Raw genomic sequence first — 16,386 nt, forward strand, 5'->3', positions numbered from 1 at the left:
TTGCGCCTGGCGACGGGCGGGTGATCGATCCGACCATGAAACAGTACCTCGCCCTGCTCGAGCACGTCCTCCACCACGGAAACAAGAAGAGCGACCGGACCGGGACCGGGACGCTGAGCATCTTCGGCCATCAGATGCGGTTCGACCTCACGCAGGGGTTCCCGCTGGTGACGACGAAGAAGCTCCACCTCAAGTCCATCATCCACGAGCTGCTGTGGATGCTCGCGGGTGGCACCAACGTGAAGGACCTGCAGAAGCACGGCGTCACCATCTGGGACGAGTGGGCGGACGCGGAGGGCAACCTCGGCCCCATCTACGGGCACCAGTGGCGCTCGTGGCCCAGGCCCGGCGGCGGCTCCATCGATCAAATGAGCCAGCTCGTCGAGCAGCTGAAGAAGAATCCGGACTCGCGCCGGCACATCATCAGCGCGTGGAACGTGGCGGACCTGGACGCGATGAAGCTGCCGCCCTGCCACATCCTGTTCCAGTTCTACGTGGCGGACGGGAAGCTCTCCTGCCAGCTCTACCAGCGCAGCGCGGACATCTTCCTCGGGCTGCCCTTCAACATCGCCTCCTACGCGCTGCTGACGATGATGGTGGCGCAGGTGACGGGGCTCCAGGCCCACGAGTTCATCCACACCACGGGCGACGCGCACCTGTACCTCAACCACGTGGAGCAGGCCCGCGAGCAGCTGAAGCGCGAGCCTCGTCCGCTGCCGAAGATGACGCTCAACCCCGACGTCCGCTCGCTCTTCGGCTTCAAGTACGAGGACTTCACGCTGAGCGGCTACGAGCCGCATCCCGCCATCAAGGCGCCCGTGGCCATATGAGGACCGTCTCCGCCATCGTGGCCATGGCCACCAACCGGTGCATCGGCCGGGACAACACCCTGCCCTGGCGGCTGCCGGCGGATCTCAAGCGCTTCAAGCAGCTCACCCTGGGGCACACGCTCGTCATGGGCCGCAAGACGTACGAGTCCATCGGCCGGCCACTGCCGGGCAGGACCACGGTGGTGGTGACGCGCCAGCGCGACTACGCGCCCGAGGGCGTGCAGGTGGCGCACTCGCTGGAGAAGGCCCTGGAGCTGGCGCGCGGCGACGAGGTCTTCATCGCGGGTGGCGCGGACCTCTACCGGCAGGCCATGGCGCACGTGCGGCGGCTGTACCTCACGCGCATCGGCCGCGACTACGAGGGCGACACCTTCTTCCCCGAGGTGGACCTGTCCGCCTGGAGGCTCGTCTCCGAGGAGCACCACCCGGCCACCGCCACCGAGCCGCCCTTCTCCTTCCTCACCTACGAGCGCTCGTAGGGACTCGAACCGGCTGGCCGGGGAGAGCCGTCTCCGCTCGCGCGCGAAACCAGCGCTCCGCTGCTTCGTCCACCGGGAACAACGACTCGATCGTGAGCTCCTGCGAGGTCACGTCGAGCGGCGTGCCGATCGTCGTGAGCAGGGTGAAGAGCCGCAGCTCGTCCGGGCCTCGGCGAAGATGGAGCACCGCCACCGGAGCGGCCCCCGGCGGCGTCCCCCCGGAGAGCGCCGAGACCCCTGGATAGGTTCGAATCTCCTCGAGCAGCTCGCGGCGCTCATCGTCCTCGGGATGCGACAGGTGCGCGCGCTCGACACGCTCGAGCACGACCGCGGCGACCTCGGTCCAGTTGACGATGTGCGGCCGAAGACCTTCGGGGTGCAGCGCCGCGCGCACCAGGTTGGTCGCGATGCGGGCTGGAGCTCCCCCAGGCTCGAGGAAGGCCGCGAGCAGACGCTGGGCACCTTCATTGACGCGCAGCACGTTCCAGCAGCGGTCGATGAGCACCGCGCCGTAGGGCTCCTGCTGGGTGAGCACGAGCCCGATCGCCCGGTTCACCGGCGCCATGGCGAGTCCATCCAGGGGGGTCGCCGGATAGACGGCGGCGAATCCGGCGCTCACGAGGAGCGCGTTGCGCTCCCGCAGCTCGAGCGCGAGCACGCCGGCGAGCAAGAGCACCATCTCGCGGCTCGGCCGCGCCTTCCCCGTTTCGAGGCAGCTCAGGTGACGGGGCGAGACCCCGGCTTCCAGACCGAGCTGCTCCTGACTCCACCGGCGGTGGGTCCGGTGTTGTCGGAGGAGACGCGGGAAGCCCTCGGGCATCGCTTCACTGTAGCCGCGCGCGCCTCGTGGCCGCCATGACCTTCGAGGTCATGGATTTCACCCTGGGGACGCCGCATGGATAGGCGCGTGATGACAACCAACGAGGAGCCCCAATGACACACACCCTCCACAAGCGCTGGCTCAAGCTCACCGCCATCGTCATCGGTTCATTCGGACCGGTGTTCTTCCTCGGCACGATGGCGGCCACGCTGGAACCCGCGCGCTTGACGCTGGACCTCTTGAGCTGGCCCGTCGACGGTGCGACGACCTATGCGCATCCCGACACGCGCTTCCTCTCGGCGCTGACCGGCGGCTTCCTCTTCGGCTGGGGCGTGACGGTGTGGTGCCTGTCCACCTGGGTCTACGATCTCGCTCCCGAAGCCGTGCGCCGCGCCGTGCTCGCCGGGCTCTGCGCCTGGTTCTGCCTGGACAGCTCGGGCTCCCTGGCCTCGGGCAATGCCTCGAACGTGCTCTTCAACGTGCTCGTGCTCGCCCTCGCCGCGGGGCCACTCTGGGTGCCCGCGCGGGGTGGAGCCGGCGGCGAACGCCTCCAGACGGCCGGGGCCCACGAGGAGACCCGCTCATGAGCGCGTTCCGCTTCCTTCTGCTGCTCATTTTCGTGGCCGTCGGCGGCTACACCAGCGTCGTCGCCTCGAACCACGGCATGGGCCTGCTTCCCATCTTCTTCGGCGACATGGCGAAACTGGGGTGGCCGGGCCAGTTCAACCTCGACTTCATGTGCATGCTCGCGCTGTCGGGGCTGTGGGTCTCCTCCCGGCATCGGTTCAGCGCGCCTGGCATCGTGCTGGGCGTGGGGGCGTTCCTCGGCGGTGCGCTGTTCCTGAGCGTCTACCTCTTCGTGGAGTCATTCCGGGCCAGCGGCGACACCGCCTCGCTCCTCCTCGGAAAGAGCCGGGTGCCCGCCTCCTTCCCGAAATAGGCCGGAGACACCGGGGACCGGTCGTGTCCCGGCGCGCTCACCGCGTCCGGCGCAGGTTGCCGTCGTACTCCACCAGGGCCTCTCGTTGTTCCGGTGTGGCCATGTCGCGAGCGGCCGCGAGGATGGGCTCCCACTGGTATCCCGCGAAATCGTTGAGCGCATCGATCACCACCTCGGCCCAGTCGTAGGGGTCTGTGACGGGTGAGAGGCTACGGAACCAGGCCGGAAGCACTGCTGCCCAGTCCACGCCGACCTGCCATGAGCCGGCCTCGTCAGCGAAGAAGACGATGTCGGCCTCGCAGCGGTCGATCTGGCGCATCAGATCGATGAGAAGACCCAGCCCCTCGCGGGCCACGCCGAGGTCTCCCGCGCGCTCCGCCCTCATGCAGGCGTCGAGCAGCCGCGAGTGCTCCGCGATGAAGGTCTCCGTGCCGCGTGACTTCTCCATGAAGTTGCGCGAGCTCACCGTGAAATCCTGGTAGTAGCGCCCGGCGAGGCTCTCGCGATGGAAGCGACGGATGGTGTGCAGCAGCTCGGGCTCCGCCCGGCCGTCCGCAACGACATCCTCCAGGCGGACGTAGTCGGCGACGAGCTCGGGGAGCACCTCGTTCGGGAGGAGGTCGATGGCTCGGTCCAGCCAGACCCGGAGCCCCACGCCATCGAGCCCGCGAGCATGGGCGCGCACCTTCTCACGGTCGAATCGGGCAGTCTTCTCGCGTCGGCTCATCGGTCGAATGCCTCCTTGGCACGGCCCGGGTCGAGGCCGCCCGCCACCAACCAGGGTCTGGCGTGCATCCTGAACAGACTGACGGGAAAAGTCACGTGGTGGGTGGATGACCTGGGAGATGATGCGCCTCAGGGGGCTGGAGTGCCCGCCCGGGACCAGTGGCTATTGCGGCCCGGTCCCTGCGGGAAGGCCGCGCACGGGGGCCAGGACCTTCTTGCCCTGGAGCCGGGCAATCCACCGCGTCGCCGCCTCGCCCCGGTGGGTCGTTTCGAGGCGGAAGGTGCCGTCACGGCGAACAATGACGTCGGTCTTCATACAGCGCCCGCGGACGTAGTCGGCGCTGAAGTGGAGCTCTCCGCTCTCGAAGCGGAAATGGCGCAGCATGTCACCGGAGGTCCAGTGGTCGGTGGCATCGAAGTCCATCTCCGACACGCCGCGCGGACGGGCATCAGCGAACGAGAGCAGGCCGAGCGAGTACAACAGCCCCATGCCGGCGAACTCGACATCGTCGTCCTCTGCCTCGCCCAGGCGCCCCTCGATGACCAGGTGCCAGTCGTCGGCGGACGTGGGCTGCTTCTCGGTCTTGACGACCTTGATGTCCACACATGCGATGCTGCGGATCAACTCGTGCTCGATGGGTTCGGTCATGCGGCGCGATACTACCGCAGAAGTAGTAGTGGAGAACGGATATCCGGTCGAGAGCAGCCCGGCATGGTGAGAGCGCTCCGCCCCTGCCTTCGAGGCGCCCCCCCCGTCCTCCGAGCCCCCACGAACCCCACTGTTGGAAACGATGAGCTCGGCCCCTTCCATCGAATTGATTTTGATTATCAAAATTGAAATACGAGCGAAGGACTGGTAGACCGTGGAATGTGAAGCGCACCGGCCTCCTGCTCCTGTCCCTGTTGCTCACGGCGCCCCTGGCGTCCGCGGAAGAGGGTGCGTCCGAGGGGCGCACCTGGCACCGTCTGGTGGGCATCCTCCAGTACCTGCAAGCCGACTACCCGGCGGCGGTGGAGTCGAAGTCCGACTTCGAGCTGGCCGAGCAGCGCAGCTTCATCGCCGAGGCGACCGAAGCGGCCGGTGAGCTGGGCTCCCGGGGCCAGGCGTTCCTGCCGCGCCTGAAGGAGATTCAAGCGCGCGTGGACAAGGCCGAGGATCCCGAGGGCGTCAGCCGGGACTGCGGCGAGCTGGTGGAGGACCTGGTGCTCGCCGGGGGCCTGGCGCGCAGCCCGCGGACGCCGCCGGACCTCGAGCTGGGTGCCCGGGTGTACCAGCAGAGCTGCGTGGCCTGCCACGGCACGGACGGACGCGCGCAGGTGCCCATCGCCGAGACGATGGAGCCCAGGCCCGCCAACTTCCATGACGCGGACATCATGGCCGGGCTCACCCCGTACAAGGCCTTCAACACCGTGGGCTTCGGCGTGCCCGGGACGCCCATGCCCGGCTTCCCCACCCTCACCGAGGAGGAGCGCTGGGCCGTCGCCTTCTACGTCCACACGCTGCGCCAGCCCGCGTGCGAGGGCAACCCGCCGCGCGTGTCGCTGGAGAAGCTCGCCAACGCCACGGACCCCGAGCTCGTCCAGGCCCACGGGCAGGAGCACCTCGCGTGCCTGCGCCGCAAGATGCCCGACGTGGACGAGGAGCGCGGCCTGCTGGCGGCCCGGAGCCACGTGGAGCAGGCGCTGAAGCTGGGTGCCGCCGGGGACTCCGTCGGGGCACGCAACGCGCTGCTGGACGCCTACCTCAACGGGCTCGAGCCGGTGGAGTCCACGCTGCGGGCCCGCAGTCCGGACCTGGTGCTGAAGCTGGAGAAGGCCTTCCTGGACACGCGGCTCGCCGCCGAGAAGAAGAGCCCGCACCTCCAGGACGAGGGCCGCATCCTCCTGTCCCTGCTGGACGAGGCGCGGCGCGGCAGTGGCACCACCGCGGGCTTCGTCTCGGTGCTGTGGCTCACCGTGCTCATCCTCCTGCGCGAGGGCTTCGAGGCCACCGTCATCGTCGCCGCGCTGCTCGCCATGCTGCGCAAGATGCAGGCCACGGCGTACGCCCGCGTGGTGCACGCCGGGTGGATCTCCGCGCTGGTGGTGGGCGCCCTGCTCTTCATCTTCGGCCGGCACCTGCTGGGCGGCGCCAACCGCGAGATGCTCGAGGGCGTGGCCGCGCTCGCCGCCGTGGTGATGCTGCTGTACGCGGCCCTGTGGCTCAACGCGCGCGCCAACATGAGCCAGTTCATGGGCGAGCTGCGCGAGAAGATGAAGGGCGCGCTCGGCAAGGGCAGCGCCGCCGGCCTGTTCGCCATCGCCTTCTCCGCCGCGCTGCGCGAGAGCGTGGAGACGGCCATCTTCCTGCAGGGCCTGGCCTTCGACTCGGCGTCCGGCGTGGCCTGGGGTTGTGCCGCGGGCGCCGTGGCGCTCACCGTGCTGGTGCTCTTCATCAACCGCGTGGGCTACAAGCTGCCCATGAAGACGCTCTTCAAGGCGTCCACGGTGCTGCTGGTCGTCACCGCCGTCATCCTGCTCGGCAAGGGCCTGCGCGCCCTGCAGGAGGTGGGCATGGTGCCGCTCAGCCCCATCCCCCTCTTCACCTTCGAGCCGCTCGGCATCTTCCCGGATGCCCTGACGTTCTTCCCCCAGGTGGTGCTGGCGGCCATCCCGCTCGTCATGCTCGTCATCAAGCGGCGCGGCGGCAGCACGAGGCTGGCGGACGCCTCGTAGTCGAGGACGACCCTCACCCCCCGCCCTCTCCCAGAGGGAGAGGGCGCGCACCTCACGACACGGCGGCCAGCAGCGACTGCACCAGCCCGCGCAGCTCCTGGGTGGAGAAGGGCTTCTCCACGCGGTGGTTGGGTACCTGGTTCAGGAAGTCGCGGGCATTGGCCGTGAAGGCTCCACCGGTGAGGAACACCATGCTCCCGGCCAGCCCGGGCGAGTGGTTCGCCACCGCCTGGTGCAGATCCATCCCGCTCATCTCCGGCATCATCAGGTCGCACAGGATGAGGTCGAAGCGCTCTCCGCTGATGAGCCGCGCCTGGGCCTCCCGCGCGCTCGTCAGCGCGATGACCTCGTGCTCCCGCTGCAGCGTCCGGCGGATGGCCATGCCAATCATGGGCTCGTCGTCCACCACCAGGATGCGGCCGCGCCGGGAGGCCGCGGGTGCCACGGCCTCCTTCACCGGCTCGCTCGGGCGCACCACGTTGGCCGCGCGGAGGATGACGCGGAAGGTGCTCCCCTTGCCCACCTGGCTCTCCACCTCCATCCGTCCACCGAAGCTGGTGATGATGTCCTGACAGATGGGCAGGCCGAGCCCCGTTCCCACGCCCACGGGCTTCGTCGTGAAGAACGGCTCGAACAACCGCTCCAGGTTCTCCGGGGGAATCCCCGAGCCCGTATCCCTCACCTCGATGGCCAGGCCCTCGGCATGCGTCCGCGTGAGCACGCGGATCTCATGGAGCTCCACGTTCCCCTCGGGGATGGCCTGGGCCGCGTTGACGAGCAGGTTCACCATCACCTGCCCGAGCCGGCCCTCGTGCGCCTCGGCCACGAGCGGGTCCGTGAAGTCCCGCACCAGCCGGGCGCGGTGTTTGATCTCATTGGAGGCCATGCTGATGGCGCTCTCGAGCACGCGCGTCACCTCCACGGGCTCGGGCCGGGCCTGCTCGTCCGCGCGCGAGAACATCTTCAACTGCCGCACGATGTCGCGCACCCGCGTGGCGCCGAGCTGCGCGTCGGAGACCAGCTTGCGCACATCCTCCTGCTCGCCCGTGGGCAGCTTCAGCCGGGGGAGCACGTCCGACTCCAGGTGGCTGAGGTTGGCCACCGTGAAGGCGAGCGGATTGTTGATTTCGTGCGCGATGCCCGCGGCGAGCGTCCCGAGCGAGGCCATGCGGTCGGCGCGCACCAGGCGGGCCTCCATCTGCCGACGCTCCGTCATATCCCTCACGAGCCAGACGATGCACGGATGGCCGTCGAACACGCTGGGCGCATGGGCGAGCTCCACGAAGACCGGAGTCCCGTTCTTGCGCACCATGCGGATCTCCATGGGAGGAGGCGCCTTCGACTCCTTCTCCGCCTGGTCGTCCCGGGGGAGCAACGCCCGCGACTCGGCGTGGATGAACAGCGCCTCCAGCTCGGCCCGCGAGCCCCCCAGCAGCTCGTCCGCGGACGACAGGCCAATCAGCGACACGAGCGCGGGGTTCGCATAGACGAGCCGCTCGTCCTGCGTCACGCCGATGCCGTCCGGCAGCCGCTCGATGAGGGCGCGGAAGCTCGCCTGCGAGCGGCGCAGCGCCTCCAGCGTGCGCGCGTTCTGGAGCGCGTAGCGGATGGAGCGCGCCAGCAGCGTGGGCGTCAGCTGCGACTTGTCGAGGAAGTCGGCCGCTCCGGCCTTCAGCGCCTGCTCGTCGAGCGCATCGTCACTCATCCCCGTCAGCAGGATGACCGGGCCGAGCCACCCCTGCTGCCGCATCCGCGCGAGCAGCTCGAGTCCCGTGCTGGCATCCAGCCGGTAGTCGAGCAGGCACACGTCATGGCGCCCGGTCTTGAGCTCCGCCAACGCCTGCTCGCCGTTGTCCACCCACTCGAGCACCATGCGTCCGTTGCTGATGGTGCGAAGGGCGTCCCGCGTCAGGACGAAGTCATCCTCGTCATCCTCGACCAGCAGGATGCGGATGAAGGGCTGTTCTGCATCAGGTTTCATGGGGACCAGCGGGGCGTGGCAGTTCGACGATCTGGAACCAGTGCTTGTCGAGAACCTTCACCACCTCGACCAGCCCATCGAACGTCACGGGTTTGGAGATGAAACAATTGGCCCCGAGGTCATAGCTGCGCAGGATGTCCTCCTCGGCCTTGGATGTAGTGAGGACGACCACCGGAATCTGCCGCAGCGTGGGGTCGGATTTGATCTCCCGCAGCGCCTCGCGGCCGTCCTTGCGGGGCATGTTGAGGTCCAGGAGGATCAACCCCGGCCGGGGCGCGCTCTTGGGGTCCGAGTAGGCGCCGCGGCGGTAGAGGTAGTCGAGCAGCTCCTCCCCATCTTCGACGAACCGGAGCTCGTTCATGAGCCGGCTCTCCTGCATGGCCGTGCGGGCGAACTCCCGGTCGTCCATGTCGTCATCCGCCATCAGGATCGTGACGGGCTTTCGGTGTGGCATGGGTCTCCTCTCTACCTGGGTTGGGGCGGCTTGAGGGGCAGGGTGACGAGGAAGGTCGCCCCCTGGCCGGGAGTGCTCCGCGCGCCGATGCACCCACCGTGTCTCTCGACGATCTTCCGGCAGATCGCCAGACCAATTCCCGTGCCCTCGTATTTGCCGCGCCCGTGCAGCCGTTGGAAGACGTTGAAGATGCGGTCGAGGTACTTCTCGTCGAAGCCGATGCCGTTGTCCGCCACCCGGAGCTCGTACTGGCCCGCGTTCGCATCCACGGTGGCCGAGATGGAGACGGCCGGCACCACGCCCTCCCGGCGGAACTTGAGGGCATTGCTCAAGAGGTTCTGGAGCAGCTGGCGCATCTGCATCGGCTCGGCCTGGAGCGTGGGCAGCTCGCTCACCGAGACGGACGCGCCCGCCTGCTCGATGGCCGTCTCCAGGTCCATCAGCACCTCGCGGGCGACCCGGCCGAGGTCCACGCGGGCGAAGGTGGGCGCCTTGGAGGAGATGCGCGAGAAGGAGAGCAGGTCGTCGATCAACCTGCGCATGCGGCCCGCGGCGTTGTTCATCCGCTCGAGGTAGTCGCGGCCCTCGGGGCTCAGGGCCGAAGCGCACGTCGTCTTCAGGCGCTCGCCGAAGGTCTGGATCTTCCGCAGCGGCTCCTGCAGGTCGTGCGAGGCCACGGACGCGAAGCTCTCCAGCTCCCGGTTGGACTGCTCCAGGCGGAACTGGGTCCGCTTGAGGTCGGAGATGTCCATCAGGCTCATGGTGAAGCCGGCGACCCGGTCCCCCGAGCGGATCGGCGCCAGGTGCACGCCGAACCATTCGGGACCGTAGCCGATGTTGGGCCGGTGCTCGTAGAAGACGGGCTCGCCCGTGGTGAGGACATGCCGGACGTGGCCCCGTACCATCTCCAGGTCTTCCGATGGGGTGAACTCGTAGTACCGCCTGCCCACCACGTCGGAGAGCTTCAGACCCGGGAAGGTGTAGTTCATGAACTGGATCCGCTCGTCGGCGTCGCACGCCATCATCGCGACCGGCGACTGCGCGACCAACACCTCCGCGCCGAACATCCCGTCCGGATGGACGCGACGCGACTCGAGCTCACCGGCCAGCGTGTTGAGCGCCGTGGCCACCGGCGTCAGGGGCCCCTCTCCCACCCGGCACCGGACATGGGGCTCGTTCGCCACCATCCTGGCGATCACCTCGAGCAGCTCCTCGACCGTCGTTTCCCGAGGCGGAGCAGTGGAGGCATCGGAGGGGAGAGCGTCCCCCTGGGCACTACGGCGCGTTTCCAAGCAGGTGCCCCCTGATGGCACTTCGTGTCGACTGGACGAGGCCCCCACCGGGCCCCGCGCCTTTATTTTGATGGCAAGAAAGCGGCTGAATCAAACCAGCCCCTGGGGTGTAACTCAGGTACGGAAGTAACGGCCAGCGGCCTCCCGTACCCTACCTTCGCCCACGAGCTTGAGCAGCACCGCGAGTGCACTCCGTTCCGCCACCGGGTGGAGAAAGGGAGGTGTGTCCGAGTACGCCCGCTCGACCACCTGCTCGAGCGAGACGCCGTCCGCGGGCACGGCCTCCACGATGCGGGCCTCGCGCGCCGCGCGGTGGTCCAGGTACTCCTGGAGCTTGGCCGGCCCGTCGGGAATCGCCGTGCCGTGCGAGGGGTGCAGCGTCGTCACCGGCCAGTCCCTCAGGCGGGCGAGCTGCTTCAGGTACTCGGCCATGTCGCCCTCGGGCGGGTCGATGACGATGGAGCCCACGCTGGCCACCATGTCGCCCACCACCGCCGCGTGCGTCCGCTCGTCCACCAGGCACAGGTGGCCCCGGGCGTGCCCCGGCGTGTACAGCACGCGCCAGCGCTGGGGCGGGCTGCCCGCGAGCTCCAGCACCTCGCCGTCCTCCAGCAGGCGGGCCGCCGGCACGTCCACCCGGTCCGCCGTCCGCGCGTGGCACCACAGCGGCACCTTCAACCGCTCCGTCACCGCGCGCACGCCGCCCACGTGGTCCCCATGGTGGTGCGTGAGGACCACCGCCTGGACGCGGTGCCCCTCCTGCAGCAGCCCGTCCACCATCTTCAGCAGCCGCTCCACCTCGGCCTCGTCGTCCGCGCCCGGGTCCACGATGAGCAGCTCGCCGTTGCCCAGCACGTACGCGTTGGTGTGCGTGGCGGGAGGCAGCGTGGCCGTGCGCAGCGGGAACACCCGCACGCCCTGGTGGAACTCGATGCGCTGGGCGATGAAGTCCGGGCAGTCCGGCTGATCTCTCAGGCGCGCCAGGGCCCGCTCCGGCGTGTCGAAGTCCGCCATCACCCGCAGCACGTGCAGGGCGGGCGGGTGCAGCAGCGCGGTGCCCTGCTCCCAGCGGGCCAGCGCGTCGGCCGGCTTCACCCACGCGGCCTCCGACAGCTCCCCGGGCCAGCACTCGGCCTGGGCGTACTCGGGCGTCTCCACCAGGTAGAAGAAGGTGTCGAAGCGCACGGGGGCGAACTCCGGCGTCACCCACCGCCCCGCGTCCGGGAAGTCCTCCGCCCGGAGCACCAGGCCATGCCGCTGGAGCAACTCCGACCACGTGCTCCGCTTCTCCAGCAGCGCGCGGCGGGCTTCCCGCACGTCCTCCGGGCTCAGCCGCCGGGCGCCCTCGGCCACCAGCACCCCGGCCTCCTCGAGCAGCTCGCGCGCCGCCGCCACCCGCAGCGCCGCGTCCTGCCCCGAGGCCCCGCGCACCGGCACCAGCGCGTCCGTCTTGTCCACCTTGCCGCCAGGGAAGGCATAGAAGCCCCCGGCGAAGGCGAGCGCCTTCTCGCGCCGCACCCAGAAGACCTCCACGCCCTCCGGCGTCCTGCGGTAGGGCACCACCACCGACGCGGGCCTCGTCGCCGCCACGGGGGGCGGCGGGGGCATCCCGGGAAACGCCTCGCTCATGATTGAACCGCCTGTCCCAACAGCCGCGCCATCATGTTGCGCGCGTCCTCGATTTGATCCGGCCGGACGTACAGCCGCGACAGCCTCACCGCGCCGCTGTAGCGCTGGTAGAGCGGCGTGTAGCGGGCCACCTCCGTCAGCCGGCCGGTGGACATGTCGGCGATGAAGAGGCTCGGGCCCGAGCCCTCCGAGAAGTACTTGGAGAGCACCCCCTTGGACTCCACCGTGAAGTGCTCGAAGCCGCCCGTCACCAGCGCGCTGCGCAGCACCTCGAGGTCATAGCCCACGTCCCGCTCGGTGAACTGCGCCAGCAGCTTGAAGCCCCGGCGCGTGGAGATGCGCTCGGCCCACTGGTTCCTCGAGCGCCGCAGCGTGTACCAGAGCGCCACGTCGTCGCAGGTGAGGAAGGCCTCCGGGTCCGAGGGAATCTCGAACTCGCCGGGCGCCTCCTCGTAGTAGCGCCGCAGCATGTAGTCGAAGTTCACCGAGGTGTGGTGGTAGTAGACGGAGACGAACATGTGGTAGCGGCTGAGGAGGAAGTCCTCGAAGGCGAACGCCGCCGCCCGGCTCAGCGCCAGGTAGACGCGCCCATCCTTCACCGCCGGATTCAGGTTCGAAATGAGCCAGTCCATGTCGTACCGGCCGTAGTTGACTCCCGTATAGAAGGAGTCGCGCACCAGGTAGTCCATGCGGTCCGCGTCCAGCTCGCCGGAGACGATGGCGCGCAGGAGCGGCGTCCAGTCCACCCCCCCGTGCGAGAAGCCAGGGTCCTGCGGCGCCCGGGCCCCGGTGATGAGGCCCACCACCGCCGCGGGGGTGATGCCCATCGGCCCATAGCGCTGCTCGATGATGGGGGTGAGCGAGCTGTCCAGCAGGAGCTTGGCGGTGAAGTCCTCGTGGGTGGCCTGCTCTCCCTCCGCCACGGCATCCAACCAGGGGGGCAGCCGCAGGGAGGCTCGCGACGGGGCGATGCGCTCCGAGGCGTGGGAGAGCGGCATGTGGCCCAGGTCATGACACAGCACGGCCAGACGCACCGCGGCACTGAAGCGGCCGCGAATGTCCACGGGGAGACTGGAGCGGCCGGTGACGGCCTGGAAGACTCGGGAGGCGACGTGCATCGCGCCCAGGGAGTGGGCGTGCCGGGTGTGGGTAGCGCCGGGGAAGGCCAGGTCGCCGAAGCCCAACTGCCGGACGTGGCGCAGCCGCTGGTAGTAGCGGCTGTCGATGACGGCCTTCTCCTCGTCACTCACGTCGATGGTGCCGTGAATGGGGTCGCGAATCCGCATGGTTCTCCTCTCATACTTCCGGGACCAGCTCGGCGGCCAGCCAAACGGGCCATCTGTGAACTGTCATCCCCCGGGGGGACGTGCTAACCCTCGCCGCCGCACACGCACCGCGCATGCATATCGCCATCCTGTACAACCGAGACCATGAGCTGTTGGAGGACGACCCGGGTCGGGAGGCGCGAGAAGACGTGACGCGCGTGGCTTCCGCCCTGTCGGACGCCCTCTCCCACGGGGACACCCACGCCGAGCCGCTCGCCGTCGAGGGCTCCGGCCTGGAGTTCGTGGACACGCTCGCCCGGATGCAGCCCGACCTGGTCATCAACCTCTGCGAGTCCGTGGCCGCGGATGCCCGGGGCGAGATGGTCATCCCCTGCCTGCTGGACATGCTCGGGCTGCCCTATACCGGCTCGCCGGCGCTCTCGCTGGGGCTGGCGCTGCACAAGGACAAGGCCAAGGAGCTGCTCAAGGCGCGCGGCGTGTCCACGCCGGGGTTCGCCCGGTTGGACCGCGTCGAGGACGTGGCCACGCTGGAGCTGCCCTTCCCGCTCATCGTCAAGCCCGCGCGCGAGGACGCCAGCGTGGGCATTACGAGCGACTCGGTGGTGCACGACCGGGCCTCCCTGGGCCGCGCCGTGGAGGCCGTGCTGCGCACCTTCCACCAGCCCGCCCTCGTGGAGCAGTTCATCCCCGGGCGCGAAATCTACGTGCCGCTGCTGGGCAACCACCCGCGCCGGGCGCTGCCCCTGACGGAGATCCGCTTCGGCAAGCTCTTCGAGGACCGGCCCAACATCGTCACCTACGCGGCGAAGTGGGAGTCCGAGTCGCCCGACTACCAGAACACCCCCACCGCGCCCTGCCTGCTGGAGGACGCCGCGCTGGAGGCCCGCCTGGTGCGCACGGCGATGGATGCCTTCGCCGCCCTCGAGTGCCAGGACTACGGCCGCGTGGACCTCCGGGTGACTCCGGAGGGCGTGCCCTACGTCATCGACATCAACCCCAACTGCGACCTCCACCCGGAGGCGGGATTCGCCAAGGCCGCTCGCGTGGCCGGCATCGACTACCCCGCACTGGCCAACCGGCTGGTCGAGATCGCACTAGAGAGAGCCCATGCCCATGGACATCCGACCGCTCGAAGGAAAGGACCGGGAGCCACTCGCCTCCCTGATCCGTCGAATCGAAACGTTCTCGCAGGAAGAAATGGGAGTCGCGATCGAGCTCGTCGATCTCGCGCTTCAGCCGAATAACCCCGACTACAAGATTCTCGTCGCGGACCGGGACGGCTCGCTGGTGGGGTACGTGTGCTACGGCCCCACGCCGATGACGGAGGGGACGTACGACCTGTACTGGATCGCGTCCGACCCGACGGTGCGTGGGCAGGGCATCGGCGCCTCGCTGATCTCCGGCATGGAGGCGGACCTGCGCCGCATCCAGGCCCGCATCATCCGCGTGGAGACGAGCGCCACCGAGGCCTACGGTCCCACCCGCGGCTTCTACGCCTCCATGAAGTACACCGAGGAGGCGCGCATCCGCGACTTCTACAAGGTTGGCGACGACCTCATCATCCTCACCAAGCGGGTCTGACGAGCCACCCGCCCCCGCGCCGGAGCGCAGCCAGCGATGCGACTTCCCAGCAGAGTCCTCCTTCCCGTGGGCGCCGCGCTGCTGAGCCTGGCGCTCGTGCAGTGCAAGCAGCAGGAGCCCGCGCCCCGGGCGGCCCCCGTCCAGGCCCGGACGACGCAGCAGCCCCAGGAGCAGCAGGCGCAACAGGCGCAGGCTCCGGCCACCGTGTCCGACGTGCTCAAGGCCCCCCGTCCCCAGGGCGGCGAGTACCTGGGCCTCTACCTGGTGGACAAGAAGGTGGGCTACGTCTTCAACGACCTGGCCCTCGTCCCGGGCCGCGCGGACCGGGTGCGCAGCATCAACGAGCTGCACTTCAAGGCGCAGGTGGGTGCCCGGCTCTCCGAGCGCGTCCACCGGGAAGAGCGCATCTACGAGTCGCGGCCCGGCGGCAAGCTGGTGGCCTTCACCATCGAGCAGCGGGGTGACGGCGGCAACCAGACGCTGGTGGGTACGGTGATGGCCGGCGGGATGAGCGTGGTGCGCAAGCGTCCGGGCCTGCCGGACGAGACGGTGAACCTGCCAGCCACGACGGAGTTGGTGGAGGACGCCGACCAGGTGCGCGTGGCGCTGCTGCGCCAGACGAGCGTGAGCGGCAGCGCGCTGGATGGGACGGACCTCGGCACCTACAAGATGAGCACCACGGTGCAACCGGCCGAGGAGCGGCTCATCAGCGGCGTCAAGGTGAAGGTGGGCAAGGCCGTCAGCCTGTCGGAGAAGGAGAAGGTGCCCGTCACGGCGTGGGTGGCCGAGGACGGACGCCTGCTGGAGCTGGAGTACGGCCAGACGATGAAGGCCCGCGCCGAGCCCGAGGACGTGGCGAAGCGGCTGGACATGGTGGAGGTGTTCGGCCTCACGCGCGTCGTGCTGCCCAGGGCCCTCCCCCCCGAGGCGCAGGCCATCCCCGGACAGGTGAAGCTGGTGGTGGAGAACCTGCCGGAGAAGTTCCAGCGCGACACCTACCGGCAGACGTACCAGGCGCAGCCGGACGGGCGCGTGCTGGTGACGCTGTCGGCGCGGCCCCCCGAGCCGAAGAAGCTCGCGCCCAGGCCCCTCAAGGACCCCGAGGGCGGCGAGAACCTCAAGAGCTCCATCATCGTCGAGAGCGACAGCACGCAGATCCGCGAGCTGGCCGCGCAGCTGGTGGGCACCGAGAAGGACGCCTACACGGCGGCGAAGAAGATCGTCGGCTGGGTGGCCACGAACCTGAAGAAGGACTACGGGGCGAGCGCGGACCGGGCCACTGACGTGCTGCGTCAACGCAAGGGGGACTGCACGGAGCACTCGCTGCTGACGGTGTCCCTGCTGCGCGCCTCGGGCATCCCCGCACGGAGGGTGGATGGCGTCATCTACATGGTGAACCAGGACGGGGTGCCCGCCCTCTACTGGCACGAGTGGGTGGAGGCCTTCGTGGGCGAGTGGACCCAGATGGACCCCACCTTCAACCAGGAAGTCGCGGATGCCACCCACTTCGGGGTGGGCCAGGAGGCAAACGCGGAAATCACCCCGCTGATCGGCTCCCTCAAGGTCGTCGAGGTGAAATAGGGGGGGCCAGGAACCCCCCCTCTTGGCAACACGTTGGGGAGTCGACTATGGAGCCCCTGCCTTTGTGGCAAT

Annotated in this window: 16 protein-coding genes; 8 read left to right on the forward strand and 8 right to left on the reverse strand. The window is 69.1% G+C overall.

The window, feature by feature from the left end:
- Positions 1–35: 35 nt before the first annotated feature.
- On the forward strand, positions 36–830 hold the full coding sequence (locus AC16DP_RS44660) for a thymidylate synthase (RefSeq protein ID WP_329726806.1): 795 nt from the start codon (positions 36–38) through the stop codon (positions 828–830).
- Entirely contained in the window at positions 827–1,309 is a 483-nt protein-coding gene (locus tag AC16DP_RS44665) for a dihydrofolate reductase (protein WP_329726807.1), read from the forward strand. The genes AC16DP_RS44660 and AC16DP_RS44665 overlap by 4 nt, the downstream gene beginning before the upstream one ends.
- Here AC16DP_RS44665 and AC16DP_RS44670 read toward each other — a convergent pair.
- Positions 1,290–2,129, reverse strand: a complete 840-nt coding sequence (locus AC16DP_RS44670) for a helix-turn-helix transcriptional regulator (protein ID WP_329726808.1) — start codon at positions 2,127–2,129, stop codon at positions 1,290–1,292. The genes AC16DP_RS44665 and AC16DP_RS44670 overlap by 20 nt on opposite strands.
- A gap of 113 nt (positions 2,130–2,242) precedes the next feature.
- On the opposite strand from AC16DP_RS44670, the gene AC16DP_RS44675 reads away from it, so the two are divergent.
- Entirely contained in the window at positions 2,243–2,716 is a 474-nt protein-coding gene (locus AC16DP_RS44675; RefSeq protein WP_329726809.1) for a hypothetical protein, read from the forward strand.
- A complete protein-coding gene (locus AC16DP_RS44680; protein WP_329726810.1) occupies positions 2,713–3,069 on the forward strand; it encodes a hypothetical protein in 357 nt (118 codons plus the stop codon). The genes AC16DP_RS44675 and AC16DP_RS44680 overlap by 4 nt, the downstream gene beginning before the upstream one ends.
- Positions 3,070–3,106: 37 nt before the next feature.
- Here AC16DP_RS44680 and AC16DP_RS44685 read toward each other — a convergent pair whose 3' ends face one another.
- Together AC16DP_RS44685 and AC16DP_RS44690 are read right to left on the reverse strand one after the other, a co-directional pair.
- Positions 3,107–3,796, reverse strand: coding sequence for a hypothetical protein (locus AC16DP_RS44685; RefSeq protein WP_329726811.1), 690 nt, complete (start codon positions 3,794–3,796; stop codon positions 3,107–3,109).
- Positions 3,797–3,958: 162 nt separating this feature from the next.
- Entirely contained in the window at positions 3,959–4,444 is a 486-nt protein-coding gene (locus tag AC16DP_RS44690; RefSeq protein WP_329726812.1) for a hypothetical protein, read from the reverse strand.
- Between the two features lie 221 nt (positions 4,445–4,665).
- Between AC16DP_RS44690 and AC16DP_RS44695 the strand changes: the two genes are divergently transcribed.
- The gene (locus AC16DP_RS44695; RefSeq protein WP_329726813.1) at positions 4,666–6,510 is read left to right on the forward strand and encodes a cytochrome c/FTR1 family iron permease; all 1,845 of its coding nucleotides are present in this window, start codon (positions 4,666–4,668) and stop codon (positions 6,508–6,510) included.
- A 52-nt stretch (positions 6,511–6,562) separates the two neighbouring features.
- Here the strand turns inward: AC16DP_RS44695 and AC16DP_RS44700 are convergent, their stop codons facing one another.
- From AC16DP_RS44700 to AC16DP_RS44720, 5 genes are all read right to left on the reverse strand, one after another.
- Positions 6,563–8,491, reverse strand: a complete 1,929-nt coding sequence (locus tag AC16DP_RS44700) for a response regulator (RefSeq protein ID WP_329726814.1) — start codon at positions 8,489–8,491, stop codon at positions 6,563–6,565.
- Entirely contained in the window at positions 8,481–8,945 is a 465-nt protein-coding gene (locus AC16DP_RS44705) for a response regulator (protein ID WP_329726815.1), read from the reverse strand. The genes AC16DP_RS44700 and AC16DP_RS44705 overlap by 11 nt, the downstream gene beginning before the upstream one ends.
- Positions 8,946–8,956: 11 nt before the next feature.
- Positions 8,957–10,237: a PAS domain-containing sensor histidine kinase gene (locus AC16DP_RS44710; RefSeq protein ID WP_329726816.1), complete on the reverse strand. Its 1,281-nt coding sequence runs from the start codon at positions 10,235–10,237 to the stop codon at positions 8,957–8,959.
- 114 nt (positions 10,238–10,351) lie between these two features.
- Positions 10,352–11,866, reverse strand: a complete 1,515-nt coding sequence (locus AC16DP_RS44715; protein WP_329726817.1) for an MBL fold metallo-hydrolase — start codon at positions 11,864–11,866, stop codon at positions 10,352–10,354.
- Positions 11,863–13,152, reverse strand: coding sequence for an HD domain-containing protein (locus AC16DP_RS44720; protein ID WP_329726818.1), 1,290 nt, complete (start codon positions 13,150–13,152; stop codon positions 11,863–11,865). Before AC16DP_RS44720 ends, AC16DP_RS44715 begins: the two co-directional genes overlap by 4 nt.
- Positions 13,153–13,265: 113 nt before the next feature.
- Between AC16DP_RS44720 and AC16DP_RS44725 the strand changes: the two genes are divergently transcribed.
- Genes AC16DP_RS44725 through AC16DP_RS44735 form a run of 3 tightly spaced genes read left to right on the forward strand, consistent with a single transcriptional unit; the run spans position 13,266 to position 16,314 of the window.
- A complete protein-coding gene (locus tag AC16DP_RS44725) occupies positions 13,266–14,396 on the forward strand; it encodes a D-alanine--D-alanine ligase family protein (protein ID WP_329726819.1) in 1,131 nt (376 codons plus the stop codon).
- A complete protein-coding gene (locus tag AC16DP_RS44730) occupies positions 14,350–14,733 on the forward strand; it encodes a GNAT family N-acetyltransferase (protein ID WP_329726820.1) in 384 nt (127 codons plus the stop codon). Before AC16DP_RS44725 ends, AC16DP_RS44730 begins: the two co-directional genes overlap by 47 nt.
- Before the next feature lie 36 nt (positions 14,734–14,769).
- Complete coding sequence (locus AC16DP_RS44735; RefSeq protein ID WP_329726821.1) at positions 14,770–16,314, forward strand: transglutaminase-like domain-containing protein; 1,545 nt, start codon at positions 14,770–14,772, stop codon at positions 16,312–16,314.
- The last annotated feature ends 72 nt before the right edge of the window (positions 16,315–16,386 follow it).

This window comes from Archangium sp. (assembly GCF_057119385.1).